At 66.7% G+C, this 25,579-nt stretch carries 20 protein-coding genes and 1 tRNA gene; 8 read left to right on the forward strand and 13 right to left on the reverse strand.

What is annotated here, in order from left to right; genetic code table 11:
* Window positions 1-120: 120 nt before the first annotated feature.
* Together EPAKOI_RS06430 and phaP1 are read right to left on the reverse strand one after the other, a co-directional pair.
* Complete coding sequence (locus EPAKOI_RS06430) at window positions 121-8,070, reverse strand: hemagglutinin repeat-containing protein (protein ID WP_423193301.1); 7,950 nt, start codon at window positions 8,068-8,070, stop codon at window positions 121-123.
* Between the two features lie 418 nt (window positions 8,071-8,488).
* The gene (gene phaP1, locus EPAKOI_RS06435) at window positions 8,489-9,067 is read right to left on the reverse strand and encodes a TIGR01841 family phasin PhaP1 (RefSeq protein WP_124684480.1); all 579 of its coding nucleotides are present in this window, start codon (window positions 9,065-9,067) and stop codon (window positions 8,489-8,491) included.
* A gap of 458 nt (window positions 9,068-9,525) precedes the next feature.
* Between phaP1 and EPAKOI_RS06440 the strand changes: the two genes are divergently transcribed.
* The 4 genes from EPAKOI_RS06440 to pbpG all read left to right on the forward strand — a co-directional run bounded on the left by EPAKOI_RS06440 (window position 9,526) and on the right by pbpG (window position 13,227).
* Window positions 9,526-10,470: a histone deacetylase gene (locus tag EPAKOI_RS06440; RefSeq protein WP_423193302.1), complete on the forward strand. Its 945-nt coding sequence runs from the start codon at window positions 9,526-9,528 to the stop codon at window positions 10,468-10,470.
* A 127-nt stretch (window positions 10,471-10,597) separates the two neighbouring features.
* Entirely contained in the window at window positions 10,598-11,059 is a 462-nt protein-coding gene (locus tag EPAKOI_RS06445) for an acyl-CoA thioesterase (protein WP_423193303.1), read from the forward strand.
* Window positions 11,060-11,070: 11 nt separating this feature from the next.
* A complete protein-coding gene (locus EPAKOI_RS06450) occupies window positions 11,071-11,766 on the forward strand; it encodes a nitroreductase (protein WP_124684477.1) in 696 nt (231 codons plus the stop codon).
* A gap of 273 nt (window positions 11,767-12,039) precedes the next feature.
* Entirely contained in the window at window positions 12,040-13,227 is a 1,188-nt protein-coding gene (gene pbpG, locus EPAKOI_RS06455) for a D-alanyl-D-alanine endopeptidase (RefSeq protein ID WP_423193304.1), read from the forward strand.
* Between the two features lie 93 nt (window positions 13,228-13,320).
* Here the strand turns inward: pbpG and EPAKOI_RS06460 are convergent, their stop codons facing one another.
* Window positions 13,321-14,106, reverse strand: a complete 786-nt coding sequence (locus EPAKOI_RS06460) for an IclR family transcriptional regulator (protein WP_423193490.1) — start codon at window positions 14,104-14,106, stop codon at window positions 13,321-13,323.
* Between the two features lie 244 nt (window positions 14,107-14,350).
* Here EPAKOI_RS06460 and EPAKOI_RS06465 point away from each other — a divergent pair, with 244 nt between their 5' ends.
* The 3 genes from EPAKOI_RS06465 to EPAKOI_RS06475 are packed head-to-tail and all read left to right on the forward strand — an operon-like array spanning window position 14,351 to window position 16,778.
* Window positions 14,351-15,076, forward strand: a complete 726-nt coding sequence (locus tag EPAKOI_RS06465; RefSeq protein WP_423193305.1) for a (Fe-S)-binding protein — start codon at window positions 14,351-14,353, stop codon at window positions 15,074-15,076.
* 23 nt (window positions 15,077-15,099) lie between these two features.
* A complete protein-coding gene (locus EPAKOI_RS06470) occupies window positions 15,100-16,509 on the forward strand; it encodes a LutB/LldF family L-lactate oxidation iron-sulfur protein (protein WP_423193306.1) in 1,410 nt (469 codons plus the stop codon).
* Window positions 16,509-16,778 carry a hypothetical protein gene (locus tag EPAKOI_RS06475; protein WP_423193307.1) on the forward strand — a complete coding sequence of 90 codons (270 nt, stop codon included), beginning with the start codon at window positions 16,509-16,511 and terminating at the stop codon, window positions 16,776-16,778. Before EPAKOI_RS06470 ends, EPAKOI_RS06475 begins: the two co-directional genes overlap by 1 nt.
* A 182-nt stretch (window positions 16,779-16,960) precedes the next feature.
* On the opposite strand, the gene EPAKOI_RS06480 is transcribed toward EPAKOI_RS06475, so the two are convergent.
* From EPAKOI_RS06480 to EPAKOI_RS06500, 5 genes are all read right to left on the reverse strand, one after another.
* A complete protein-coding gene (locus EPAKOI_RS06480; RefSeq protein WP_124684472.1) occupies window positions 16,961-17,755 on the reverse strand; it encodes an ABC transporter ATP-binding protein in 795 nt (264 codons plus the stop codon).
* Window position 17,756: 1 nt separating this feature from the next.
* Window positions 17,757-18,653 (reverse strand): ABC transporter permease, encoded by an 897-nt coding sequence (locus EPAKOI_RS06485; protein WP_124684471.1) that lies wholly within the window; start codon window positions 18,651-18,653, stop codon window positions 17,757-17,759.
* 100 nt (window positions 18,654-18,753) lie between these two features.
* Complete coding sequence (locus EPAKOI_RS06490; protein ID WP_124684470.1) at window positions 18,754-19,734, reverse strand: ABC transporter substrate-binding protein; 981 nt, start codon at window positions 19,732-19,734, stop codon at window positions 18,754-18,756.
* Window positions 19,735-20,096: 362 nt separating this feature from the next.
* Window positions 20,097-21,134 carry a quinone-dependent dihydroorotate dehydrogenase gene (locus EPAKOI_RS06495; protein WP_124684469.1) on the reverse strand — a complete coding sequence of 346 codons (1,038 nt, stop codon included), beginning with the start codon at window positions 21,132-21,134 and terminating at the stop codon, window positions 20,097-20,099.
* Between the two features lie 117 nt (window positions 21,135-21,251).
* On the reverse strand, window positions 21,252-22,049 hold the full coding sequence (locus tag EPAKOI_RS06500) for an arginyltransferase (protein WP_124684468.1): 798 nt from the start codon (window positions 22,047-22,049) through the stop codon (window positions 21,252-21,254).
* A gap of 181 nt (window positions 22,050-22,230) precedes the next feature.
* On the opposite strand from EPAKOI_RS06500, the gene EPAKOI_RS06505 reads away from it, so the two are divergent.
* Window positions 22,231-22,620, forward strand: coding sequence for a hypothetical protein (locus EPAKOI_RS06505; protein WP_423193308.1), 390 nt, complete (start codon window positions 22,231-22,233; stop codon window positions 22,618-22,620).
* A 4-nt stretch (window positions 22,621-22,624) separates the two neighbouring features.
* Here EPAKOI_RS06505 and aat read toward each other — a convergent pair whose 3' ends face one another.
* The 5 genes from aat to EPAKOI_RS06530 form a co-directional block, all read right to left on the reverse strand.
* Entirely contained in the window at window positions 22,625-23,389 is a 765-nt protein-coding gene (aat, locus tag EPAKOI_RS06510) for a leucyl/phenylalanyl-tRNA--protein transferase (protein WP_423193309.1), read from the reverse strand.
* 34 nt (window positions 23,390-23,423) lie between these two features.
* Window positions 23,424-24,008, reverse strand: coding sequence for an NUDIX hydrolase (locus EPAKOI_RS06515; RefSeq protein ID WP_124684465.1), 585 nt, complete (start codon window positions 24,006-24,008; stop codon window positions 23,424-23,426).
* Between the two features lie 219 nt (window positions 24,009-24,227).
* Window positions 24,228-24,304 (reverse strand) — tRNA-Met (locus EPAKOI_RS06520).
* 111 nt (window positions 24,305-24,415) lie between these two features.
* The gene (locus EPAKOI_RS06525) at window positions 24,416-25,180 is read right to left on the reverse strand and encodes an RES family NAD+ phosphorylase (protein ID WP_423193310.1); all 765 of its coding nucleotides are present in this window, start codon (window positions 25,178-25,180) and stop codon (window positions 24,416-24,418) included.
* Entirely contained in the window at window positions 25,140-25,526 is a 387-nt protein-coding gene (locus EPAKOI_RS06530; RefSeq protein ID WP_124684464.1) for an antitoxin Xre/MbcA/ParS toxin-binding domain-containing protein, read from the reverse strand. Before EPAKOI_RS06530 ends, EPAKOI_RS06525 begins: the two co-directional genes overlap by 41 nt.
* Window positions 25,527-25,579: the final 53 nt, after the last annotated feature.

Below are 25,579 nucleotides of genomic sequence, written 5' to 3' on the forward strand. Positions count from 1 at the left end.
AGAGGGCAATTAAAAAAGGAACGAAAGCAAACTTTATTACTACGACAAGTCCGAAAAAGCATGCGGTAAATATCGCCGTGACGCATAAAATATTGTGCAAGAGAGCGTATGTGGCTCGTGTCATTTTCGTGCTCTTTCAAACTGATTTTTTGCTTCGTTCCCCAATAGTTCCTGCGTTATGGTGGATCCAAATCCGCCGAAGATCCCCGGGATGGGGCTGGGTGCATTCCACTTTGTGATTCCAAAACCTATGTCGATCCAGTCCGGCGTAGACCAACCGTGAGGCGGATAGAATCTAGCGGAAGAAGATGTAGCTACTTTCCCTGCGCTATATCCACCAACTGTACCTAGGGCCGCAGCACCCAAACTGCTGTTTGGATTTTCACCTTTGATGCTTGAGCTAGTGAGGGCGCCACCGACATTAGTGAACAATGAGGAGCTAAGCCCCGATCCTGTCGCAATGAATCCCGCTGCTGTGGCTGTAGCAACATCAATCCATTCCGGTTTGCCGGATTGAGCCAGGTAGTTCACGGTCCCGCTCAAGCCGCCGCCCAGTAGCTTAGTACCAATTGCCGTTCGGGTTCCGCCCGTCAGATACCCCAATCCGACCATCCCTGCCCCAGCTATGGCCGTCCCCACCGGGTCCTTCACGATATTGGACGTGACAAGGTCGTTATACGTTTGGCCAGAGCCCAACCGAGATTGCCCTCGATCATACCCAGCCTGATTGGCGGGTATAAGCTCACGATTGAAATCGTGGTTTGCATATTCAGCTTCGGTCGAGCCGTTGCAATTCAGATTCTGGCATCCCACGATTTTACGGACGTCATAATCATGCTTGCCGCCTGCGGCGTCGGCTGTGCGCTCGTCCGAGTTTCGAAGAATTTCGGCCACGATTCGGCCCTCGGCTTCATCTACTGAGATACCAAGCTTCTCGGCCACCAGCTTCGCGTTTTTCTTGGCTAGGTCGTATTCGCTCTGATGCAACTGCCGATTAAACCGATCCACATTCGCCCCAGTCGCCGCCCCGGACCCACCACCAACAGCCGCCCCGATCCCCCCAGCCAGCACGTTCGCCGCCAGATTCCCAATCGCTTCATCCAAACCGGCATTCCCACTGCGAACGCCATCCGCCACCGACTGTCCCAGCGAAGCCAGCTTCCCAGCTGCGAGCGAGGAAGCCCCTGCGCCCACCGCCCCGGCCAGCGCATTCCCACCTCCCAACCCGGCGATCATCGCCCCGCCGGCGGCGTGGAGGGCGGCGCGGTAGTCGCCGCCTTCCTTCCAGCCTTCGACATCGGCGGTGGCTTTGGCCAGTCCGGCGCGGTTTTCCTCGCTGGGGTCGGCGTCGAAGGCTTGTTGCGCTTTCTTTTGCTCCGCGGCCGCGTCCTTGAGCTTGCTGCCGGCGATGTCGCCCACTGACTTGGCCACGGCCTCGCCAGCCGCCTGGGCGGCCGACATCATGTCGGCCTGCTTGTTGAGCAGGCTGTTGAGGTCCGGGCCTTTGCCCACGCCCGAGTTGGTATCGGTCGTATCGCGGTTGAGGGTTGCCACGTCCTGCTGCTGGTTGCCCTGATCGGTAATCTGAAGGGTGCCCTCGGCGACGCCCGATTGGGCCAGCCCGCGCTGGCTGCCGCTCTCGCTCTGGGGAATCATGGGGCTTATCCCGCCAGTATTCTTGCCCGCGGTCTGGCCGGATTTTTCGTCCTTGGCCTTCGGTCCGAAGGTGAAGCCGCCGGCCACCCCGAGCGAGGTGCCCTTGTAGTCGGACTTGTTCTCGATGTCGCTCCAGCTGAGGGTGCCGGTGGTCAGCTTGTTCTTTTCCCTGTCGGCCGTGCTGGCGATGACGGCGCCCTGGAGGTCGGTGTTGCCCTTGACCTGGACATCGAATCCGCCGTCGCCGGCCCGGATGCCGGATTGTTCGGCCACATTGGCGTAGCTGCCGTCAGCCTTGCCCTTCGACGCCGAGAACGAGCCGCTCAGGCCGCCGCCCTGGCTGAAGCTGAGGCCGCCGCCCATGCTCTGTTGCCGCGCCTTGGTTTCCTCGGTGTCCTGGCGGCTGGCGATGGTCAGGTTGCCGCCGATGTTGGCCGCCACCTTGCCGCCGCTGACCACGCCGCCGAGGATGTTGGTGTCGCCACCGGAGACGATCGGCACGGTTTCGCTGCCCGTCACGCGGCTGTTGACCTGCGTGGTGCCGGTAGTGTCGCTGTTGCCTTTGCTCTTCGCGCCCGACACCGACACCCCGAAACCATGTGCGCCATACGACACTCCGATGCTGCCGCTGCTTGATTTGCTCGTGCTGTGGCTCTCGTAGGTGTCCGTGGCGGAGACCACGTTGACCTCGCCCGTGGCCGCCAGCCCCACATGGGCACCCGAGACGCCGGAGCCGATGATGTCGAGGTTGCCGGCCGTCTGGTTGCCGTCGGCGTCAGTGCCCGTGGCGATGAAGACAGCCTTGCCGCCGGCCTGTACGTTCGACCCGGTATGCGTGGTGCTGTCCTGCGTGAGGGTGGTCTTGCTTTTGCTGGTGCCCAGCGAGAGCGTAATCGCGGTGCCCGCCAGACCGCCGCCGCCGGCCAGGCTGTTGACCGCGTCGCCGGCGCCCATGGCCGCGTCGTACGCATCGCGTCCCGCGGCGATACCCCACAGTGCCGATGCCCGGCCATCCTGGCTCTTCGATGCGGAACCGACCTTTTGCCCCGCGTTGATGGCCGAGCCCAGGGCGCCGCCGCTGACGCCGAGCGTCAGGCCAGTTTGCTTGATCTCGTGGGTCTCATCGTGGTGCTCCTTGCCCTTGGCAGCTTCGATCACCACGTCCGCGCCCACCCCTTTGAGGTCCTTGGCAGCGATCAACTGGCTGCCAGTCACCTGCAGCGTGGTCCCGGCCCGCAGGCTGACGTTGCCGTCGGTGCTGCCGACCAGGCCGCCGGTCTGCGTCACTGCACTGTCGTTGTAGGTGTCCTTCTGGTCGCGCGAGCCATAGGAAAGGCCGCCGCCCGTCGCGCCAAGACCTGAGGCCCGGGTGCGCGAGTAGCTGCTGCGCTCGCTCGTGCTCTCGGCGGCGGCGATGGTCAGGTTGCGGCCGGCTTCGAGGCCCAGGTCCTGCGTTGCGGCCACGGTCGATCCGCTGATGGCGAGATCGCGGCCCGCGCTGCCGACGATGGCGTCGCCGGAAACCACCGAGCCCACGGCCACGGTCTCGCGCGAGCTGGTGGTTTTGGTCGTCTCGGATTTCGACATGAAGCCCGACTTCTTCGATTGCGACCAGCTTTGCGATGCGTGCCGTTCGGTGACCGTGCCAATGCCGATGTCGCCGGTGGCCACCAGCGCCACGGCGCCGCCGGGGCTGTCAGCGGTGCCCGTGCTGACCGACGAGCCGAGGATGGCGACGCTGCCGGCCCGCTGCGGGCCGGCGTCCACCGGGGTGATGCCGTTGGCCTGCAGGAACGCGCCCACGGCGGCGGTTTGCCCGGCCCCCAACGTGGCATTGCTGCCCGCCTGGATCGCACTGCCGCGCGCAGTTTCGTCGAACGACGAAGCCGTAGATTGCGACCGCTTGTTGCTGAGCGAGGCGGACTCGCGCGATTGCGTATCCAGCGACGCGGTCACCGTGGCGTCGCGCCCCGCGAGCAGGGTAGCGTTGCCGCCGGCCTCGATGGCCGAGCCGATCAGCGACGCGTCGCGTCCGGCCACGGCCGTCAAGCTGCCGCCGGCCTGCACGTGGCTGCCGACGCCCGTATTGGTCCGCTCCCGCAGGAAGTCGCTGCCACCGTTCGCGCTGGCATCCTGCGTGGTGCCTGTGGTCGCCGTGCCTAGCGTCAGGTCACGGCCGGCGCCGAGCAGGGCGTCCTGACCCGCATTGACGCTGCCGCCTGCCATGTCGATGTCGCGCGCGGCCAGCACGCCGACGCTGTTCGTGGCGGAAATCGATCCCGCCGCGCCCACGCCCGTGGCACTCGCAGTGTTGCCGTTGGCGAGGCTCGTGGTGTTCGTGATCGTGTATGCGGTATTAATCACGTCTCGTCCGGCCGTCACCAGCGTATCGGTGCCGGCGATCCGGCCGCCCAGATTGCGGACGTCTTCCTGAGCCGCCACCAGCGTCGTGCCCACTGCACCAATGGCGCCCTGATTGATCACTTTCGTGCCCACCACGCGCGTGGCGAGGTCGCCGACGATCCGGCCGCTGTTCGCCACGGTCCCGGTGGCCTGCATGCTGACCTGCTTGCCGCTGACCAGCGCACCCGAGCCTTGCAGGTCGACGGTGCTGGCTTGCGCCAGGTAGACCTTGGGCACCAGCACGCTCTGCCGCGTGCCATCGGGCAGCGTCACATCCTGACTGACCATCCACACCATGTCCGAGGTGAGCTGCGACATCTGGTCCGCGGTCAGGCCGATACCGGGGGTCAGGTTCAGCGCGCCGGCATGGGCCACGCCGCTGTCCATCAGCGCCTGGTACTGCGCCAGGTTGTCGTCATGCTCGCCAAGGAAGGTGCGGCCGGTCAGTTGCGTGACCTGATCCCGGATCAGCCTGGCCTCGTAGTGGCCGTCGCCGAGCCGCTTCTGCATCTGCATCGGGTCGAGCCCGAGCTGGCCGAGCATGTAGTCGCTCGAAATGAACTGTGAATACTGCGTGAAGCGCGGATCGGTGGCGATCAGGTAGGTGTCGTCCGGCGCGGTCTGGTGACGATACAGGCCGTTGGTCGGCAATCGCAGGTCCGGCAGGCCCTCGCGCAAGCCGTTGCCGCCGCCATCACCGCCCGTGACGGTCTCGCCCGAGCGGTTCACGGTGGCGATGTCGATGGTCTGTCCGGAGGTCTTGACGGCCTGGTTGGCCGTGGCGATGGCCGGCAGGCTGGCGACGGTCGTCGGCGCCTGGGGTGTGGTGGGGAAGGCGATGTCGTAGAAGCTCTCTCGGCTCCCGCTGCGCTGGTGCCAGTAGAGCGTGGACGTCTCGGTCGTCGTCACGGTCCGTTGCAGGACCGTCCCGATGTCTTGCACCGCCCCGGCGTCGGACACCCGGACCAGATCGCCGCCGGCCGCCATGATCGAGGAATGGTTCAGGATCTTGCCGCCCCGGCTCTGCATCCGGATCGCGCCGCCGGCCTGTATCCTGGCTGGGTCCGACGCACTGACGAGCCGGTCGGTCGCGGTGGTGGTGGTGATGGTCCGGAAAATCTCGTTGTGGTCCGTGCCAATGTGCTGCTGGCGGACTTCGTCGGGCCGGATATGGATTTCCGGGTCGAAGTCGGGCCAGAAGGTGATGCTGTACGTATCGCCGTTGTCGCGGATCTCCTCGAAATACTGGGTGGGATGGGTGGTGAGCGCGCGCGAGCAGACGTAGGTCTCCATGTCGCAGCCCCTTTCCGCATCCTGGCCCCGGAACAGTTCGATGGGAGATTCGAGGAATGTCAGGCTGCGCTTGCCGGTGTCGAGGTTCGCCACGGTCCGTTTGTCTACGGTGATGGTGACCGGCGTGCGTAGTGCGTCGGTCTGCGGCGTGCTGACGCCGGCGTTTTCCGTACCCCAGCGCCAGGCCGGGAAGGTGATGCTTGCGTAGTAGTGCAGGTCCCAGCCCTTCAGCCCTGCCTGCCACAGCTTCAGCTTCTTCGTGGTTGACGTGGGCGTCCCGGCCTCGGTCACGATGCTCGTCCGTGTGTTGCTGATATCGGTGGCTGCAATGTCGATATCGCCCTCGGCCTCGATCGTGGCCGACCGGTTGACCAGTTTGGCCATCTGGTTGACGAGCAGGCCGGTCTCCGCATCCCGTTCGCCATCGCGGGCAATCTGCAGGTCGCCCGCGCTGTAGAGCGTGGCGCCGTCAAGGTTGTGGACCGAATCGGTGGCGTGGACGCGCAGGTTTTTCACCGCGGCCACCAGTGCCGCCGGGCCATGGTTGACCATGATTCCGCCTTGCACCGTGACGTCGTTGCCGATGATCGTGCCGGTGTTGGTGGTCGTGGCACCGTGCGTGCGGACCGTATCGCCTTCGATGCGGCCGGCGTTGGCGAGGGAATGCCCGGCCTCGACGGTAGTCGAGCGGCCCACCATGCCGGCGCCCTCGGCATTGACCACATCGGCGCCTTGCACGGTCAAGCCGCCCACCGCCGCCAGCGTGCCGGTGTTGGTCAGCTTGCCGCTGGCCGAGAGGCGCATGTCTCCGTCGGCGCGCAGCCTGTTGTCGGCATCGTTCTCGTAGTCGCCCAAGACATCGAGCGACAAGTTTCGGCCCGCTGCCATCTCGCCATTGCCCGAGACGGCGCCGGCCACGGTCACGTCCCGGTTGGCCTTGATGGCGCCCTTGAGATTGTCGAGCGAGTCGACGCGAATCGTGACATCGGTGCCGCCGAGCACCTGGCCGCCGGCATTGGCGAACGTGGCGCCGACGTGATCGAGCGTGAAGCGCTTGCCGCCGTAGAGCAGGCCCTTGCGGTTGTCCAGCGCCACCGGCCCCACGAACGACAGGGCGCCTGCCGCCTGTACCGCCCCGTCACGATTGTCGATGCGGGCCGCTGCCATCAAGGCGCTGCCTTGCGTGCCGATCTGTCCGCCCCGGTTCGACACACTGCCCGCCGAGAGGGTCATGTCGCCATTGCTGGCGATTTGGCCCCGATCATTGGTCAGGGCGCCTGCAGCGTTGGCGGAGAGCTTGCCGCCCGCCGTCGCGTTGGCGCCGGTCAAATCGAGATCGCCAGGTCCGGCCCGCAGGTCGAGATTCCCGCCCGCTGCGGTCTGGCTGCCGGCGAGATCGAGCCCCGCGCCTTGGAGTGTTACGTTGCCGCTGGCCTGGTTCTGGCCGGTCGCGGACAACGTCCCGGCGGTGGCCACCACGCTGAGATCCGCCGGAGCGCCGGCCGTGCCGTCCCGGTCCACGCCAGCCGCCAGCGTGCCCGTCGATGCCACGCTGCCGGCGGCAATCGACATCCCGCGTTGCGCTGCCAGCGTGCCGCGGTTCGACAGCGCGCCGCCGGTTTCGATCGAGACATCCTGCATGCCGTAGGTGGTGCCGGTGTGGTCGATCCCGTCGCGGGCGCGGGCCACAACGTTTCCGCTCGCCGACGCCTGGCCGGCCAGCACCAGACGGCCCGCGGAAGTCAGCGTCAGGTCGCCGGCCTGTGCCGCCGCCACGCCGCGCAGCGACACGCCCACGCCATGCTCGGTAGAGGCCAGCAGGATCTTGTTGGCGTACATGCCGCCCAGTTCGGCGACATCGATGCCGGCGGACGGGGCAGGGCCGGCACCCGTGATTGGCGTGGCGGCCAGCGTATCGCGCCTGACCTCGTTGGCGCCGGCCACCACGCCGAGCTGGTTCGCGTATAGCGCGGCGTTGACCTGTACCGCGCGGGCGATCAGGTCGACTTGGTCCACATTGGTGGCATTGAGCCCGTCGCCCTGCACGGCGATCCGACCGCCGGTCACGCGGAACGCGTCGAGGCTGCTGCTGCCGCCGTAGACCGGCGCGCCAGTGGTCAGCGTGGCACGGCTGGTGTTGATGAAGCCGGCGCCGTCCACGAGGATGCCGTTGGGATTGGCCACGATCACCTCGCTGCGCGGCCCGGCCACTTCAAGGTAACCCCGTAGCTGGCTCGGGTTGGCGCTGGTGACCTGGTTGACGATGATCCGGGCCGAGCCGCCCGGCAGCAGGTTGGCGTTGCCGTTGATGAACCCGGCCTGCCGGGTGGCGACGGCGGTCGGCGAGTTGTTGAGGATGACGCCGGACTTCGGCACGTCGAAGCGGCTGTAGTCGTTGATGGATACGCCCGCGCCCGAGGGCCGGGTGATATCGACCTGGGGCAGGCCGTTCGCGGTCTGGCCGATGGTCGGACGGTGCGCGCCCGCGTTCGGGTCGGCCACCACCTGCGCCCAGCCATCCACGGGCAGGCCCGCCGCGATCCAGGCCGAGAGGACCAGTGTTGGCACGGCAAAACGCACGGTGGTGGTGGGGGTGCCGCGCGTGCCGGCCCGGCTGCCTGCCTCCCGGCCCTTGCCCTGGCTTGTGGCGGATTCCTCCACGGCCATGAGCATGCGGCGATGATGGTTGAAGACGAGGCGGTAGCGACTGCGATTCACGATTCGGCCTGGCGCGGATTGCGGGATGGCGCGGACTGTAACCGCCGGGTGCCTGGTCAGGCCTTAACGCATGTCAATGCTGGGCGAGTTGGGTGGGAATGGCGTTTTCGCTATATACATCAACGCCTTATGGGAATTTGCGGGATCTTGATATCGGCGCCATTTATCAATTAACCGCCAAGCATCTCTGGCGTCCACCAATGCCGGGACGAAAAAAAACCGGCGACCTGCTGGCAGGGGCCGGGTTTGAATCGATACCTTTTGGATCGGCACCGAGGAGACAGCGGTACGGTGCGGGCGATAGGGGTGCTGCGGGGGTCGCCGCCGTTGGCGGAGCGTCCTGGTCGACGGGCGGAGAGGGCGCTCTGCCAACGGACCGGCCGGAGCCGGTACGCTGGAGTGTTACAGATGCAGAAGCTTAGGCGGCAGCCGTGGGCTTCTTGGCAGCCGTGCGGGCCGTGGCGCTGGCTTGCTGGGCAGCCTTGGTCGCGGCGGTGGCGGCAGCCTGGAAGTTGCTTTCGGCCATTTCCACAGCCTGCTTCGTGGCCTTCTGGACCGATTCGTAGGCGTTGTTGGCGGCCGAGATGGCCGACTTCACGATGGCGACGGTCGATTCCGAGCCGGCCGGGGCGTTCTTGGCGAAGTTGTCGACCAGGGCCTGCACGTTCTTCGTGCCTTCGGCGAGCTGGGCTTCGGCAACCTTCGTGAACTCGCTCTGGGTTTCCGAAGCGATTTCGTACAGGTGACGCGTGTAGGCCAGGGTCTTCTCGGCAACCGGCTGCACCAGCGAGGCCTGGATGGCCAGCAGTTCCTGGGCATCCTTGGCGGACAGCGCCTTCTTGGCGTTGTCGACGTTCTCGGCAAACGTAGCCTTGACCACTTGCAGGTTCAGCTCGACGAGCTTCTCGACGCCTTCAAAGGCCTTCGAGGTCAGACCGAACAGGGTCTCGAGGTTGGCTTTTTGTGCGGCTGCAACTTGTTCCGGGGTCAGGATCATTGCTGGTCTCCAGTGGTGAACTTCAAGGTCAAGCGTAAAGAAATTAAGCCGCCCAGATGTCAAGGCCATGACTTGAATGTCTGGCCAGCCCGAGCGTACCTTCGTATCCGGCGGCGCCGTCCGGACTGTCGTTGCCGACCGTCCAGCGCTTTGATGCGCCGCAACAATTCCAATTCTAAGAATTCGACGATATGTGTCAAGCGGTTTTTGTGCGTCGCACAAAAAATAGGGGCCGGAAGGGGCCGGGAAAGGCATCGTGAGCCACTATCCGGCGCCAGATCAGGGTTTTTCCTGAGTCGGCAGATGCCATTTCCGGTGGTGCAACGCGAGAAAAACGCCCGTTTCAGGCGGGTACGGACACGCCGGCAGCGGCGGTGCTACCATCGCTGACTGCCCGGTCGGGGAATGGCGCCAGCGCGTCACGCGCCGCCGGGCTTCCCGCGCCTCCCATTCGTTCGATGCAAGCCTTCTACGCCGACCACTTCGTCCTGCCGCTGCCGCCCGGCCATCGCTTCCCCATGCGCAAATACAGCATGCTGCGCGACGCCGTGGTGCACGACGTGCCGGGGCTGGTCCTGCACGAAGCGCCACGCGCCGACGATGCCGCGCTGGCGCTGGCCCATACCGCCGACTACATCGCCGATATCTCCAGCGGCCAGCTCGACGCGGCGCGCCAGCGCGAGATCGGCTTCCCGTGGTCGGCCGAGATGGTCGAGCGTTCGCGCCGGTCGGCCGGTGCGACGATTGCCGCATGCCGCACCGCACTGGCCGAGGGCGTGGCGGTCAACCTGGCCGGCGGCCCCCATCACGCCTATGCCGACAAGGGCGGCGGCTTCTGCGTGTTCAACGACGCCGCCATCGCCGCGCGCCAGCTGCAGCGCGACGGCAACGTGCGCCGCGTGGCCGTGATCGACCTCGACGTCCACCAGGGCAACGGCACGGCGTCCATCCTGCGCGACGACCCCACCGTGTTCACGCTGTCGCTGCATGGCGAGAAGAACTACCCGTTCCGCAAGGAGGCCAGCGATCTCGACGTCGGCCTGCCCGATGGGTGCGACGACGACGGCTATGCGGCCGCGCTGGCTGGTGCGCTCGACACACTGCGCGCCCGCTTTGCGCCCGACCTGCTGATCTACCTGGCCGGCGCCGATCCCCATGAGGACGACCGGCTCGGCCGGCTGCGCCTGACCATGGCGGGGCTGGCCCGGCGCGACACCATGGTGTTCGATTTCGCGCTGTCGCAGCGCCTGCCGATTGCCGTGGCGATGGCCGGCGGCTACGGCAACCAGATCGAGAACACCGTGGCCGTGCACCGGCAAACCGTCATGCTGGCCGCCGGCTATCACGCCCGCTATCGCGCGCTCGACGGCCTGCCGGCCGCATCCGTGGCCGCGGCGGTCTGACGATGGCGTCGCATACATCGCAAAATCCTGGGAACCTTGTGGTTTGCCGTGCGCTCATACGGACCTCCCGTGTGGCTGCGGCGACGCTCATCCCGTCTTCGCTTCCTGCCGACCTGGATCGCATCCGATGAAGCCTGAACCCGATAGCCGAAGCGCGTACGCGCACTTCCAGCCCATCACCACACGCTGGATGGACAACGACGTCTATGGCCACGTCAACAACGTTGTCTACTACAGTTACTTTGATACCGTCGTGAACACGTACCTGATCCGGGAAGGCGTGCTCGACATCGAGCGGGGCGGCACGATCGGGCTCGTCATCGAGATCCAGTGCAACTACTTCTCGTCGCTGAGCTTTCCCGATACGGTTGTGGCGGGCCTGCGCGTGGCGCGGCTTGGCAATTCGAGCGTGCGCTACGAGGTGGGGCTGTTCCGCAACGATGACGACGTGGCGGCCGCGCAGGGGCACTTCGTGCACGTCTACGTGGACCGCGAGACGCGGCGTCCGGTGGCGTTGCCGCCGGCGCTGCGGCAGGCATTGCAGGCGCTGGTCGTCGACCGGCCCGAGGACAACAGACAGCAGGCATGACAGGAGACCCGATGTCGCCCCCAGATGACGCCGCGATTGTCGATCGCGCCATCACCACGCGCCGCTCGGTCCGCGCGTTCCTGGACACCCCGGTGCCGCGCGAGACCATCGAGGCCATCCTGGCCGTGTCGAGCCGGGCGCCGTCCGGTACCAACACCCAGCCTTGGAAGGTCTATGTCCTGTCGGGCGAAGCCAAGGCGCGGTTCTGCGCCGACGTGCTGGCCGCCTACGACGATCCCGAACGCGACGCCAAGTACCGCGAGGAGTATCCGTACTACCCGCGCGAGTGGGTGGACCCGTACCTGTCGCGCCGCCGCAAGCTCGGCTGGGACCTGTACAGCCTGCTGGACATCCGGCGCGAGGACAAGGCGCGGATGCACGAGCAGCACGCGCGCAACTTCCGGTTCTTCGACGCGCCGGTGGGGCTGATCTTCACGATCGACCGGATCATGGAGCAGGGCAGCTGGCTGGACTACGGCATGTTCCTGCAGAGCATCATGGTGGCGGCGCGGGCCCGCGGGCTGGACACCTGCCCGCAGGCGGCGTTCACGCAGTTCCATACGATCATCAAGCAGCACCTGCGGCTGACCGAGGAGGAAATGGTGGTGTGCGGCATGTCGCTCGGCTATGCAGACCCCGACGCGACGGCCAACCAGTTGACGACGGAACGTGAACCGGTCAGCCAGTTCGTGCGTTTCCTCTCCTGATTCACCCGCAGTCGGCGTTTTCCGGTATTAGGATTCCATCATGCAGGCCGTTATGACGTTATCCGGGGCCTGAAGGGTGGGGTGATCCCGGCGCCGCCGGCGCAAAAGTATTGTTGTATTTACGTTAGGCAGGGGATGACTGAAACGTCTCTTTTTCCACATCGTGGAAATGTTTGGCAATCGAACTTTAAAGAGCCGTTGTAAGTCGTTAATCTTGCTAAGAATTTCTTAATTTCCTACACTAGCGCCATTCCGTTTCCGCGCTGAACAGACATGTTCCGGACCGAATCCATGATTTCTCTACGCTTCGGCCTTCCTCGACTGACCGCCTTCGCCACTGCGGCGCTGGTGTCGGTCGCCATGATGGCCGCGCCGGCCACGTACGCAGCGACGAAGTCGACTGCGGCGAAAACGTCGGCGAAAAAGACTCAAAAAGCTGTTAAATCCACCAAAGCGGTTGCTTCTGCCAAGGCGACAGCGTCGCCGCGCAAGGTGATCGTGCTCAAGAACGGCAAGCGCTCCGTCGTGGCGGCCCGCCATGCGGCGCCGGTGCGGGCCGCTTTCGTGCCGGCCAAGCCGTCGCTGGGCGAGGCAATGGGCCTGCGCGATACCGAAGACGCGCTGTCGCTGCGCTCGTCGGTGGCGCTGGTGATGGATCAGAACACCAACGAGGTGCTGTTCCAGAAGAATTCCACGGCCGTGCTGCCGATTGCCTCGATCACCAAGCTGATGACCGCGCTGGTGGTGATGGACGCCCGCCTGCCGATGGACGAGATGCTCACGGTGACCGAGGACGACCGCGACACCGAGAAGCACAGCAGCTCGCGCCTACGCTTTGGCACCACGCTCACGCGCCACGAGATGCTGCTGCTGGCGCTGATGTCGTCGGAGAACCGCGCCGCGTCGGTGCTGGGCCGCAGCTATCCGGGCGGCCTGCCCGCGTTTGTCAGCGCCATGAACAAGAAGGCCCGCGAACTGGGCATGAACGACAGCCACTTCGTCGATTCGAGCGGCCTGTCCAGCAGCAACGTGTCCAGCGCCGTCGATCTGGCGCGCCTGGTCAACGCCGCCTACCGCAACCCGACGATCCGCGAATTCTCGACGCAGCCCGAGCACGAGGTCAGCGTCGCCGGCCGCACGATGCACTACGTCAGCACCAATCGCCTGGTGCGTGGCGGCAGCTGGGAGATCGGCCTGCAGAAGACCGGCTATATCTCGGAAGCCGGCCAGTGCCTCGTGATGCAGACGCGCGTCAACGATCGCAACGTGGTGATGGTGTTCCTGGATTCGGTCGGCAAGCTGTCGCGCTTTGCCGATGCCACGCGGGTGCGCCAATGGCTTGAGCACCAGCCACCGTCGGCAGGGGGCCAGCCGCGCCCTTTTCCGTCTACACCCAATCTTACGCAGGGTCCTAAATCCCCTGCGGCGGTCCTGGCATCGCAGCAGTCGCACGGCACCTGAGCGGTTGCCGTCGCGCATGGAAAACGCGCCGTGGAGCTTGCGCTCCCGGCGCGTTCTTTTTTGGCCGTCTGGCGATGAAGGGCGGCGGCGCGGTCAGGCCGACGGTTCCGGCACGTAGCCCATGCCGCGCGAGATCTGCAGCGCGGTCTCCTTGAGGTTCTGCAGCCAGCTATCCTGCAGCCGGTCGGCCGGCGCCGACAGCGACAGGCCGGCCACCAGCCGCCGCGAATCGTCGTAGATGCCGGCGGCGATGCAGCGCACGCCCAGTTCCAGCTCCTCGTTGTCGCGCGCGTAGCCGTTGGTCCGGACCCAGCTCAGTTCGCGCTCCAGCTTGGCAAGGTCGGTGATCGACGTGCGCGTATGCCCGGCCAGCCCCGTGCGCGTGGCGTAGTTGCGCACGCGCGGGCCTTCGTCGGCGGCCAGGAACAGCTTGCCGACCGAGGTCAGGTGCAGCGGCGCCCGCCCGCCAATGGCGCGCACCACCTGCATGCCCGATCGCTCGCTATAGGCGCGTTCGATATAGACGATCTCGTCGCCCTGGCGCACCGACAGGTTCACGGTCTGCCCGGTCACGCGGTGCAGGGCGCGCATCGGCGCCAGCGCCGCGTCGCGCACCGACAGCCGTGCCTTGACCAGGTTGCCCAGCTCCAGCAGCCGCATGCCAAGGCGGTAGCTGCCGGGGTCGGACCGGTCGACGAAGCGGCACGCCACCATGTCGTTGAGAATCCGGTGGGCGGTGGAAGGGTGCAGGCCGGTGGCCCCCGACAGCTCTTTCAGGCTGACGGGGTCGGCGTGCTGGGCCAGCGCGTCGAGCAGCGTCATCATGCGCTCGATCACCTGGATCGAGGTCTTGCCGGGCGCCTTGTCGGCTTCTGCCATTTCTGCCATGGGAAAATGTTGCCGTGCGGCATATTAAGCGGTTGCCTGATTCTATCTCGCATCGTGAAAATTTCAACGGGTGAAACGTGATTTCCGAGATTTCCTTCGGCCGATACTGCCCGGCAGCGCGCCGTCGATGAGCCACATTTGGCCCGGCCATGAGCAGGATTGCGGCGCCCGGTGCCCGCAGCGGCAGGGTGGCGGGGCATAATTGCGGGGTTTCTGGGTCTGGAAAAGGGAAGTCATGCGAATCGGACTGTTCGCCACCTGTCTGGTGGACCTCATGCGTCCCGACATCGGGTTCTCCGTGCTCAAGCTGCTGGAATCGGCCGGCTACGAGGTGATGGTGCCCGAGGCGCAGACGTGCTGCGGGCAGCCCGCGTACAACTCCGGCGAGCGCACCGTCTCGCGCGACCTGGCCGAGAAATTCCTGCGCGAGTTCGAGATGTTCGACTACGTGGTGGTGCCCTCGGGATCGTGCGGCGGGATGATCCGCCATCACTACCACGACCTGCTGCGCGACGACCCCGAACTCCACGGCCGCTACGAGCGCCTGCGCGAGCGGGTGTTCGAGCTGACCGACTTCCTGGTCAACGTGGCCCGGATCGACACGCTCGACTCCGGCTTTACCGGCCATGTCACCTATCATGATTCGTGCTCGGGCCTGCGCGAACTGGGCGTCAAGCAGCAGCCCCGCGCGCTGCTGGACAAGCTGCCCGGCGTGCAACTGACCGAGATGAAGGACTGCGAGGCGTGCTGCGGGTTTGGCGGCACGTTCTCGGTCAAGTACGGCAACATCTCGACGGCCATCGTCGACGAGAAGTGCGCCAACATCCAGGCCAGCGGCGCCGATGCCGTGGTGCTGGGCGACCTGGGCTGCATGCTCAACATCGAAGGCCGGCTGCGCCGCACCGGCGATTCGCGCACGCGCGTGCTGCATATCGCGCAGGTACTGGCCGGCGACGCCTGACGCGCCAAAAGGAAACCCCCACGATGCAAGTCCACAGCATGGAGTTCAAGGCGCGCGCCGGCCAGAAGCTGGCCGACCAGCGGCTGCAGCAGAACCTCGAGAAACTGTCCACGAAGTTCGTCACGGCCCGCGCCGATGCCATCCGCGACATCGACTTCGACGCCACGCGCGCCGCGCTGAAGGAGCGCCGCAACCGCGCGCTGGAGAACCTGGACGTCTGGCTCGCCACCTTTGAAGATAATGCGACGCAGCGCGGCGCCACGGTGCTGTTCGCCGAATCCACGGCCGACGCGGCGCGGCTGGTGGCCGAGATCGCCCACAAGCATGGCGTGAAGAAGGTCATCAAGAGCAAGTCGATGGTGACCGAGGAGATGCGGCTCAACCAGGTGCTGGGCGAGATGGGCGTGCAGAGCATCGAGACCGACCTGGGCGAGTACATCCTGCAGATCAACGATGCCGAGCCGCCGTCGCACATCATCGCGCCCGTGATCCACAAGGACAAGGACGAGATTGCCGACCTGTTCGCGAAGGTCCACAACAAGCCGCGCCTGACCGACATTCCCGAGATGACGCGCGAGGCCCGCGAGGTGCTGCGCCCCGAGTTCCTGTCGGCCGACATGGGCGTGACCGGCGGCAACTTCATCATCGCCGAGACCGGCTCGGTGGCCGTGGTGACCAACGAAGGCAACGAGGGCATGTGCACGATCATGCCGCGCGTTCATGTGGCCGTGACCGGCATCGAGAAGGTGCTGCCGACGCTGGAAGACCTGGCCACGGTGATGCGGCTGCTGCCGCGCTCGGCCACGGGGCAGGCCATCTCGAACTATTTCTCGATCCTGACCGGCCCACGCGCGCCCGGCGAGCAGGACGGCCCGGAGCATATGTATTTCGTCATCGTCGACGGCGGCCGCAGCGGCCTGATCGGCGGCGAATTCCAGGAAATGCTGCGCTGCATCCGCTGCGGCGCCTGCATGAACCACTGCCCGGTGTACCAGAAGATCGGCGGGCACGCCTATGGCTGGGTCTATCCGGGGCCGATGGGCAGCGTGCTGACGCCGAGCTACGTGGGGCTGGCCAATGCCGTGGACCTGCCGCAGGCTGCGACGATGTGTGGCGAGTGCAACCGGGTGTGTCCGGCATCGATCCCGCTGTCCGACCTGCTGCGCAAGCTGCGCGAGAAGCAGATGGAGCGCCACCTGCGGCCGTGGCAGGAGCGCGTGGCCTTGCAGGCGTGGGGCTACGTGGCGCGCCGCCCGGATCTCTATGCATTCCTGACGCGCATCGGCGCCCGCCTGCTGTCCCGCATGGGCGGGCGCAGCAAGCTGATCGCCAGCCTGCCAATGGCCGGCAAGGGCTGGACCGACACCCGCGACATGCCCGCCCCGGCGGGCCGCACGTTCCGCGAACTCTACAAGGAAAGGAGGGCGCGGTAATGAGCGCCAATCAGGACACGCTGGCCGTCATGCGCCAGGCACTGGACGCCCACGTGGCCGGCACGCTGCCCGTCGGCGAGCTGATCGCCCGCTGGCGCGCATCGGCCGCATCGTTGTCGCTGCCGCCCGCGTTCGGGCAGGTCATGGAGGAATTGCTACGCCGGATGGAGATGTCGGCCGCCTTCGCCCAAGATAGCCGCTCGTTTTCGAGCACGGCGGTCACGGACCAGCTGGCGAAGTGGCTGGAGAAGGCCGGGGCGGTTCAGTAGGAGATACAGCCGTCGGCCGCGCAGATGGTTTGCTCCCCTCTCCCGCATGGCGAGAGAGGGGCCGGGGGTGAGGGCCAGCAGTGCAAATTGCGACCAGTCGGCAAGCAGATGCTCAATGCCCTCACCCCCAACCCCTTTACCGCTGTGCGGGAGGGGGGAGCCAGTCTCCGGTGGTGGGAGGCTCAGCTCAACAACAACGCATCGTCGTCGAGCTGTTCGTGCCGGGTCTGCTCGAACATCTTCAGCAGGTCGGGCACGTCCAGGCCCTTGCGCTGGTCGCCGGAGACGTCCAGCACCACCTGTCCCTGATGCAGCATGACCGTGCGCTGGCCGTAGTCCAGCGCCTGGCGCATCGAGTGCGTCACCATCATCGTCGTAAGCTGGCTTTCCTCGACGATGCGCGCGGTCAGTTCCAGCACGAACGCGGCCGTCTTGGGGTCCAGCGCGGCGGTGTGCTCGTCGAGCAGCAGGATGCGCGACGGCTGCAGCGACGCCATCAGCAGGCTCACCGCCTGCCGCTGGCCGCCCGACAGCAGGCCGATCCGGTCGGTCAGCCGGTTTTCCAGGCCCAGGTTCAGCAGCCGCAGCTTGTCACGGAACAGTTCGCGCGACGCCTTGTTCAGCGCCGGCCGGAAGCCGCGCCGCGACCCGCGCGCCATGGCCAGCGCCATGTTTTCCTCGATCGTCAGCGCCTCGCAGGTGCCCGCCATCGGGTCCTGGAACACGCGCGCCACCAGGTGGGCACGGTCCCACGCGGGCTGGCGCGTGACGTCGGTGTCGTCGATCAGGATGCGGCCGCTGTCGACCATCGTGTCGCCGCTGACGGCGTTCAGGAACGTCGACTTGCCGGCGCCATTGGAGCCGATCACCGCCACGAACTGGCCCGACGGAATCTCCAGGCTCAGGCCGCGCAGCGCGCGGTTCTCGATCGGGGTGCCCGGGTTGAAGGTGAGCTTCAGGTTCTCTGCGCGCAGCATGTCAGGCACCTCCGTTCTTGCGGGCGAACAGCTTCTTGCGCGTGGCCGGCAGCACCAGCGCCAGCGTCACCAGCGCGGCGGTCACCAGGTTCAGGTCCTGCGCCTTCAGGCCGATGAATTCCGAGTTCAGCGCCAGCGCGATGAAGAAGCGGTACAGGATGGCGCCGATCACCACGGCCAGCGTCACGAACACCAGCCGGCGCGCCGGGATGATCGTCTCGCCGATGATCACGGCGGCCAGCCCGATCACGATCGTGCCGATCCCCATCGAGATGTCCGAGCCGCCCTGCGTCTGGGCGAACAGCGCGCCGGCCAGCGCCACGAGCGCGTTCGACAGCGCCATGCCGGCCAGCGTGGCGCGGCCCGTGGGCACGCCCTGGGCGCGCGCCATGCGCGGGTTGGCGCCGGTGGCGCGCATCGCCAGGCCAAGCTGCGACGAGAAGAACCAGTCCAGCGCCAGCTTGGCGGCCACCACCACCACGAACAGCACCAGCGGGCGCAGCACGTAGTCGGGCAGCCATTCGGGCTGCAACATGGTGAACAGCGTCGGCTCGGTGATCAGCGGCACGTTGGGGCGGCCCATGATGCGCAGGTTGACCGAGTAGAGCGCGATCATCATCAGGATGCTGGCCAGCAGGTCCATGATCTTCAGGCGCACGTTGAGCCAGCCCGTGATCCAGCCGGCAATGGCACCGGCCACGATGGCCGCCAGCGTGGCCAGGATCGGGTCCTGGCCGGCCGAGATCAGCGTCGCGGCGACGGCGCCGCCCAGCGGAAAGCTGCCATCGACGGTGAGGTCGGGAAAGTTGAGGATGCGGAACGAGATCAGCACCCCGAGTGCCACGAGGCTGAAGATCAGGCCGATCTCCAGGGCACCCAGCAGGGAAAAGAGGGACATTGGGGAAATCCTTTGCGGGCCGTCCGGCCGGCCCGGATAGGGCCATGGGGGGCGCCTCGGGCCGCGCGCCGCAGGGTAGGGCGCGCGGCGTGCGGCAGTATTACTTGATGACGGTCTTGGCTTCCTTGACCAGGTCCGGCGCCAGCGTCACGCCCTGCTTGCCGGCGGCGCCCGTGTTCACGAACAGCTCAAGGTTGTCAGACGTCTGCGAGGCAATCGCGCCCGGCTTCTCGCCCTTCAGGATCCGCACCACGACCTTGCCGGTCTGGTGGCCCAGGTCGCCATAGTTGATGCCCAGCGCGGCAATGGCGCCCCGCTTGACGCTGTCGGTATCGGACGCCACCAGCGGGATCTTCGACTCGTTGGCCACCTTGACCAGCGATTCGTAGGCCGACACCACGTTGTTGTCGGTGTTCGTGTAGATCACGTCGACCTTGCCGATCAGGCTCTTGGCGGCCGGGCCGATGTCCACGGTGCGCGGCGCGGCGGCTTCCTTCAGCGACATGCCCTGCTTGGCCAGCAGGTCCTTCAGTTCCTTGACCACCACCACCGAGTTTGCCTCGCCGGGGTTGTACACCATGCCGACCGTCTTGGCCTTGGGCACCACGCGCTTGATCAGCGACACCTGCTTGTCCAGCGGCAGCTTGTCCGACACGCCGGTCACGTTCGTGCCCGATGCCGTCCATGCCTTTACAAGCTGCGCGGCCACCGGATCGGTCACGCCCGAGTACACCACGGGCACGCTCTTGGTGGCGGCCACCACGGCCTGGGCCGACGGCGTGGCGATGGCCACGATCGCGCTCGGCTGGTCGCCCACGAACTTGCGGGCGATCTGGGCGGCGGTGCCCGGGTTGCCCTGGGCGCTCTGGTATTCCCACTTGAGGTTCTTGTCGGCGTCGTAGCCGGCGGCCTTCAGCTCGTCGCGCACGCCGTCGCGGATGGCGTCGAGTGCCGGGTGGTCCACGATCGACAGGACCTTCACGGTCGCCGTCTGGGCCTGCACGGCGCCGCCGTAGAGCAGGGCCAGCGCAACCGCGCTGCCGAGGATGGACTGGGTGGTGGATGCCTTGAGACGCAGCATGTAGTTGTTCTCCCCCGAAGGATTCGGTGCTTTTCATTCAGTCAGCCGCAAACGGTACGCGCAGCCGTCCTGCCGGGCGCCGGCGGCATGCCGGATGCCGCGGGGCTGCCCGGCGGTCCGGCTGAGTGCGCCGCACGCCCGGCGGCAGGTGCGGGCGGGGCGCGTGGTCACATCGGATACGACGGCGCGAAGCCTGCGAGCATACCATTTTCGGCCCCCGCTGGGATCGCTTTTGGTGCTGCATGGCGGCATATCCTGCCGATAAATACCCACGGGGGAGGGGTGCGCCGCAAGAAATTGCGCCGAAATGTTGATTTCGGCGCGAATGCGCCTGATGGCCGACAGGCGTCTCCGGGCCCCGGTCAGCCTCGGCGCAGCGCGGCGGCGCAGTCGCGCACCAGCGTGGGGCCGCGATAGATCAGGCCACTGTAGACCTGCACGAGCTGCGCGCCGGCGTCGATCTTGGCCCGCGCGCCGGCGCCGTCGAAGATGCCGCCCACGCCGATGATTGGCAGATCATTGCCAACCACGCGGCGCAGCTCGCGCACCACGCGCGTCGACGCCTCGAACACGGGCCGGCCGGACAGGCCGCCGGCCTCGTCGGCATGGGGCAGCCCCTGCACGGCGTCGCGCGAGATGGTGGTATTGGTGGCGATCACCCCGTCGATCCCGTGCCGCACCAGCGCGTCGCCGATATTGCGGATCTGGTCGTCATCGAGGTCCGGCGCGATCTTCAGCGCCACCGGCACGTAGCGCTTGTGCTGGTCGGCCAGGCGCTGCTGGGCGGCCTTGAGCGTGGACAGCAGGCTGTCCAGCTCGCTGGCGCCCTGCAGTTGCCGCAGGTTCTTGGTGTTGGGCGACGAGATGTTCACCGTCACGTAGCTGGCGTGCGGATAGACGCGCTCCAGGCAGTACAGGTAGTCGTCGGCCGCGCGCTCGATCGGCGTGTCGGCGTTCTTGCCGATGTTCAGCCCCAGCACGCCGCCCTCGGCCTTCCAGCGCGACGCTTGCACGTTGCGGATGAACGCATCCACGCCGCCGTTGTTGAAGCCCATGCGGTTGATCAGCGCATCGGCCTGCGGCAGCCGGAACATGCGCGGGCGTGGGTTGCCGGCCTGCGCGCGCGGCGTGACCGTGCCCACTTCGATAAAGCCAAAGCCGAACGCGGCCAGCCCGTCGATATAGGCGCCGTCCTTGTCCAGCCCGGCCGCCAGGCCCACGGGATTCGGGAAGCGGATGCCCATCACGGTGCGCGCATCGTCGGGAATGGCATTGCCGATGCAGCCGGCCAGCCCCAGGCGCTGCGCGCGCATCAGGTTGTTCAGGGTGAAATGGTGGGCGTCCTCCGCATCCATGGAGAACAGGGCGGGGCGAAACAGGGGATAGAGCGCGTTGAGCACGGTCAGGAGGGCGGCAGGGCCGGCGAGGTGTCGGAATCAGGGCGGCATTGTAGCCGTTCGGGTCGGGCCAGACCCCGGTTCGCCGTGGATGGCGGCGCCGCGCGCCGGGTCCCGTGCCTATTCCTGCGCCGGACCCGGCTGCGGCCGCGCGGGCGGCTCGGGCACCACCGCCGGGCCTTCGAACGCGTGCCACTGGTTGCCGGTCAGCACCTGCAGCGGCTGGAAACGCGCCTTGTAGGCCATCTTGCGGCTGTCGGCAATCCAGTAGCCCAGGTACAGGTGCGGCAGGCCCAGCTCCCGCGTCTGCGCGATCTGCCAGAGGATGTTGTACGTGCCGTAGCTGGCGCCGGCGACGAGCGGATCGTAGAACGTGTAGACCGACGACAGGCCGTCGTCGAGCACGTCGATCATGCTGACCATCCTCAGCTTGCCGGCTTCGGCAGACCCGGGCGGCTCGCGGAATTCCACCAGCCGCGAATTGACGCGGCTTTGCAGCAGGAACTGCTCGTACTGGTCGCGGCTGTCCTGGTCCATGCCGCCGCCGGCGTGGCGCATCGACTGGTAGAGCAGGTACAGCGCGTAGTGTTCCTCGACGTAGGTCAGCGGCGCCACCAGCGCCTGCAGGCCCTGATGCTGGCGCCAGGCGCGGCGCTGGCTGCGGTCGGGCTGGAACTGGTCCACCAGCACGCGGCACGGCGTGCACGCGCGGCATTCGTCGCAATAGGGGCGGTAGGTGAAGATGCCGCTGCGGCGGAACCCGGCGCGCACCAGCCGGGAGTAGACGTCGGCGTTGATCAGGTGGGCGGGCGTGGCCACCTGCGACCGCGCCATGCGGCCCTCCAGGTAGCTGCAGGCGTACGGCGCCGTCGCATAAAACTGCAGCGCGGATAGCGGAAGTTCCTTCAGCTTGCTCATGACGTCGAATGAAGGGGGCGCGTCGGACGCCTGTGTCGGCCTGAGTGGCAGTCTATCAGAGCCCATCGGGCAACGTCTGCAGGACAACGATGGATCGCCGGCCCCCATTTTGAGACTCGTCGCATGGTGCGGCGCGCCCCGGGTTTGTACGATGGCGGCACTGATACTTCAGGAGCACATCATGGCGTCATTGCCTATCGAAGCCGGGGGCCGGGTCGGCCAGCAGAAAAGGGGGCGTCACGCCGACCTGGCGGCGCTGGTCGGGGTCAGCCTCGGCATCGTCGTCAGCGTCTTCGGCATTCTCGATTACCAGCGCCAGTTGTTCGTCGGCATGGTCCGGACCGAAATCCACGCGCAGGTCACGCCGCTGACCGTGGCGATGAATGAAATGGACAAGCGCATCGGTGGCCGGTTCGACGATACGTACCGGCGTATCGATGACACCAACCGGCGCATCGACGATGCGAACCGGCGGATGGACGAGACCAATCTGCGGCTCGACGGCTTGTCCAAGGCGGTGGCGGAAGTCGGCGTCCGCGTGGGCCGGCTCGAAGGGCGGGCCAGCCGATAGGCGGTCAGGCGGCGCCCGGCGCGTCGGCGTGGCCGTTGGGGCCGGTCCAGCGTGCCAGTTCGCGCTTGTCGAAACGCCATGGCTCGATCGCGCCGGCCCCGGCGGCGGCGCGGACGTGGGCGATGAAGGTGCTGCGCGGGATCGGCGCGGCGCCCAGCGACGCAAGGTGGTCGGTTTCCTGCTGGCAGTCGATCATGGTCACGCCGTGGCTGTCCAGGAATCCGCAGAGCGCGGCCAGCGCGATTTTGGAGGCGTCCGTGCGGTGCGCGAACATCGATTCGCCGTAGAACATGCGGCCCAGCGCCACGCCGTAGAGCCCGCCCACGCGCTCGCCCTGGTACCAGGCTTCCACCGAGTGGGCGAGTCCGAGCCGATGGAGTGCGGTGTAGGCCGCGATGATCTCGTGGGTGATCCACGTGCCGAGCTGGCCGTCGCGCCGGGTCATGGCGCAGGCGCGCATGACGGCCACGAAGTTGTCGTCGACGCGGATTTCCCAGTCGGGATCGCGCAGCACGCGGCGCAGGGTCTTGCGGAAGGTGGCCGACACCTTGAGTGCGGACGGCGTCAGCACCATGCGCGGGTCCGTGCTCCACCAGAGGACTGGCTGGCCTTCGGAATACCAGGGGAAGATGCCCTGCCGGTAGGCCAGCAGCAGCCGCTGGGGCGTCAGGTCGCGGCTGGCGGCCAGCAGGCCGGGCGCATCGCTGGCGGGGCCGAGCGCGCGGTCGACCGGCGGAAACGGATCCTGCGGGTCGAGCCAGGTAATCATGCCGGGTGGGAAGGCGTCGCGACGGGCGTCGCGGTCACGGTGTGACGGTGGCGCGGCTGGTCAGCGGCCGCATGGGTTTGTCGATGTCGAGCGTATGCAGGCGGAAGTTGCCTGCGTCGATCTTGCCGGCGGCGCGGTCGGCAAAGAAGCAGCGCAGCGTATGGATCACGGTGGGGAAGGCCAGGTCGTCCCAGGGCACGTCGGCCTCGTCGACGAGCTTCACTTCCAGGCTTTCCTCACCCGGCGCGATGTCCAGGTCGTTCAGGCGCGCCAGGTAGAAAAGATGCACCTGATGCACGTGCGGCACGTTGAGCATGGAGAACAGCTCGCCCACCTCCACGCGGGCGCCGGCTTCTTCCAGCGTCTCGCGCGCGGCGGCCTGGGCCGTGGTTTCGCCAATTTCCATGAATCCGGCGGGCAGCGTCCAGAAGCCGTAGCGGGGCTCGATGGCGCGCTTGCAGATCAGGATCTTGTCTTCCCAGACCGGGATCGTGCCGACGACGTTACGCGGATTGACGTAGTGGATCGTGCCGCAGTTGTCGCACATGCTGCGCGGGCGGTTATCGCCTTCTGGCACGCGCAGCACAACCGCATGACCACAGTTCGAGCAGAATTTCATGGGAGGCGTCCGGGAAGAATGGGGGCAAGTGTATCACCGCGACGGGGGCTCGCCGGGGCGCCAGCGTGAGGCAACGCGCCAAGGGCGCGGGGTGCGGAGCCGGGCGCAAACGGGGGCCGGATCGAGCGGCGGATGACGGGCGCCGGAAAACAAAAAACCCGCCAGTGGCGGGTTTGATGCGGACTTGCTGTTGACGGTACCGATTGAGCAAGGATCGGTTGGTTGCGGGGGCAGGATTTGAACCTGCGACCTTCGGGTTATGAGCCCGACGAGCTGCCAGACTGCTCCACCCCGCGTCCGTCGAAGCTGTGATTATAGGAGGTCGGTTGGCGCATTGCAACAGAAACTTAAAACTTCTGTGATACCGACGTCTGCTCTTTCATTGGAGCGGGATTCGGGTCGCGCGTTCAAGGCGCGTCGGGACTTTCGCTTGTGCGTTGCCGCACCGGCTGCCACGCGGTGGTTTCCACTTCGAAGCTTTCGCGCTGGCGCAGGTCGTCGCGCTGCCAGATCACGCGGTCGTGGCGGACGGTCAGCATCCATTGGGTGGCGGCCAGCGGTTGCGGCGGGTCGAATGCGCGGGGCGTGAGCACGGCCACGCAGGCACCGTGGGACGGGTCGCGCACCGAGGGGTAGCGGATCAGGCCGGCGCCCGCCTCGCGTGCGACGCGCGCGAACGTCTGGCAGGCGTCGTAGTCGGCCGGGTCGGACCAGTGCGCCGCATCGTCGGCAAACGGAGGCGCGTCCAGCGCGACGCCGGTGGTTTTGACGCCCGCCTGGAACAACGTCTGGGCGCGGGCGTCGATGCGGGGCAGTGCCGGGCTTTCCATCAGGAACCGCCAGCGCCAGTAGGCCAGTTCGGCGCAGGCGGCGGCAAGTGACTCGGCGCCGTAGAAGACACCGGGGTCCTGGCCGCCGCGGAAGCGCGATCCGGCTTCGGTGGGTGGATAGCGGAAGGGGGTGGAAATCAGGTAGTGCAGGTGGCGCGCGTCGGGCGGGACGGCGGGCTTGCCGGCGTCGATCACCGCTTCGAGCACGGCGTGTTCGGCGAGCGTGTCGACCAGGGCCATGGTCGACACCACGTGCTGGGCCTCGACGGCGCGCCAGAGCGTCAGCGCGAACGGCCGGCGCTCAGAGGCGACCGCGGGTGGCGTCCAGGTAGTGAACGACACGGACAAGGCCCTCGGTGGTGCGGATCAGTTCGAGCGGTTTGCCGCCCAGCGCGATGTTGTCATGGGTCAGCCAGAGCCGGGCCTGCTCGTCGTGGCCCAGGATGGCGTCCAGCGAGCGGAACAGGCGGACGAACAGGATGGCGAACTCCCATTCCTTGCGATGCGCGTCGAGCACATAGCCGCCCGACGCCATGCGCGAGACCGACGCGGTGCTGATGCCGAGCACGTTGGCGACGATGGCCTGGCTGATGCCGAGGAAGCCGGCGGCGCGCATCACGGCCTTCGTCAGCGTCACGCCGGCGTCAGGGCCGTCGGACGCGGTCTCCGGAATCTGCCTCGATTGCATCGCCTGAACTCCTGTTTCTTGAGAAACATTATAGGTATCAGGTTTCAGATGGG

Origin of the sequence: Cupriavidus sp. H18C2 (genome assembly GCF_049393795.1) — a bacterium.
Classification (GTDB): Bacteria; Pseudomonadota; Gammaproteobacteria; order Burkholderiales; family Burkholderiaceae; genus Cupriavidus; species Cupriavidus pauculus_C.

Coding starts and splice junctions, on each gene's coding strand:
- phaP1 (WP_124684480.1), bottom strand. CDS start 9,067: ATGATCCTGACCCCGGAACAAGTTGCAGCCGCACAAAAAGCCAACCTC.
- EPAKOI_RS06440 (WP_423193302.1), top strand. CDS start 9,526: ATGCAAGCCTTCTACGCCGACCACTTCGTCCTGCCGCTGCCGCCCGGC.
- EPAKOI_RS06445 (WP_423193303.1), top strand. CDS start 10,598: ATGAAGCCTGAACCCGATAGCCGAAGCGCGTACGCGCACTTCCAGCCC.
- EPAKOI_RS06450 (WP_124684477.1), top strand. CDS start 11,071: ATGTCGCCCCCAGATGACGCCGCGATTGTCGATCGCGCCATCACCACG.
- pbpG (WP_423193304.1), top strand. CDS start 12,040: ATGTTCCGGACCGAATCCATGATTTCTCTACGCTTCGGCCTTCCTCGA.
- EPAKOI_RS06460 (WP_423193490.1), bottom strand. CDS start 14,106: ATGGCAGAAGCCGACAAGGCGCCCGGCAAGACCTCGATCCAGGTGATC.
- EPAKOI_RS06465 (WP_423193305.1), top strand. CDS start 14,351: ATGCGAATCGGACTGTTCGCCACCTGTCTGGTGGACCTCATGCGTCCC.
- EPAKOI_RS06470 (WP_423193306.1), top strand. CDS start 15,100: ATGCAAGTCCACAGCATGGAGTTCAAGGCGCGCGCCGGCCAGAAGCTG.
- EPAKOI_RS06475 (WP_423193307.1), top strand. CDS start 16,509: ATGAGCGCCAATCAGGACACGCTGGCCGTCATGCGCCAGGCACTGGAC.
- EPAKOI_RS06480 (WP_124684472.1), bottom strand. CDS start 17,755: ATGCTGCGCGCAGAGAACCTGAAGCTCACCTTCAACCCGGGCACCCCG.
- EPAKOI_RS06485 (WP_124684471.1), bottom strand. CDS start 18,653: ATGTCCCTCTTTTCCCTGCTGGGTGCCCTGGAGATCGGCCTGATCTTC.
- EPAKOI_RS06490 (WP_124684470.1), bottom strand. CDS start 19,734: ATGCTGCGTCTCAAGGCATCCACCACCCAGTCCATCCTCGGCAGCGCG.
- EPAKOI_RS06500 (WP_124684468.1), bottom strand. CDS start 22,049: ATGAGCAAGCTGAAGGAACTTCCGCTATCCGCGCTGCAGTTTTATGCG.
- EPAKOI_RS06505 (WP_423193308.1), top strand. CDS start 22,231: ATGGCGTCATTGCCTATCGAAGCCGGGGGCCGGGTCGGCCAGCAGAAA.
- aat (WP_423193309.1), bottom strand. CDS start 23,389: ATGATTACCTGGCTCGACCCGCAGGATCCGTTTCCGCCGGTCGACCGC.
- EPAKOI_RS06515 (WP_124684465.1), bottom strand. CDS start 24,008: ATGAAATTCTGCTCGAACTGTGGTCATGCGGTTGTGCTGCGCGTGCCA.
- EPAKOI_RS06530 (WP_124684464.1), bottom strand. CDS start 25,526: ATGCAATCGAGGCAGATTCCGGAGACCGCGTCCGACGGCCCTGACGCC.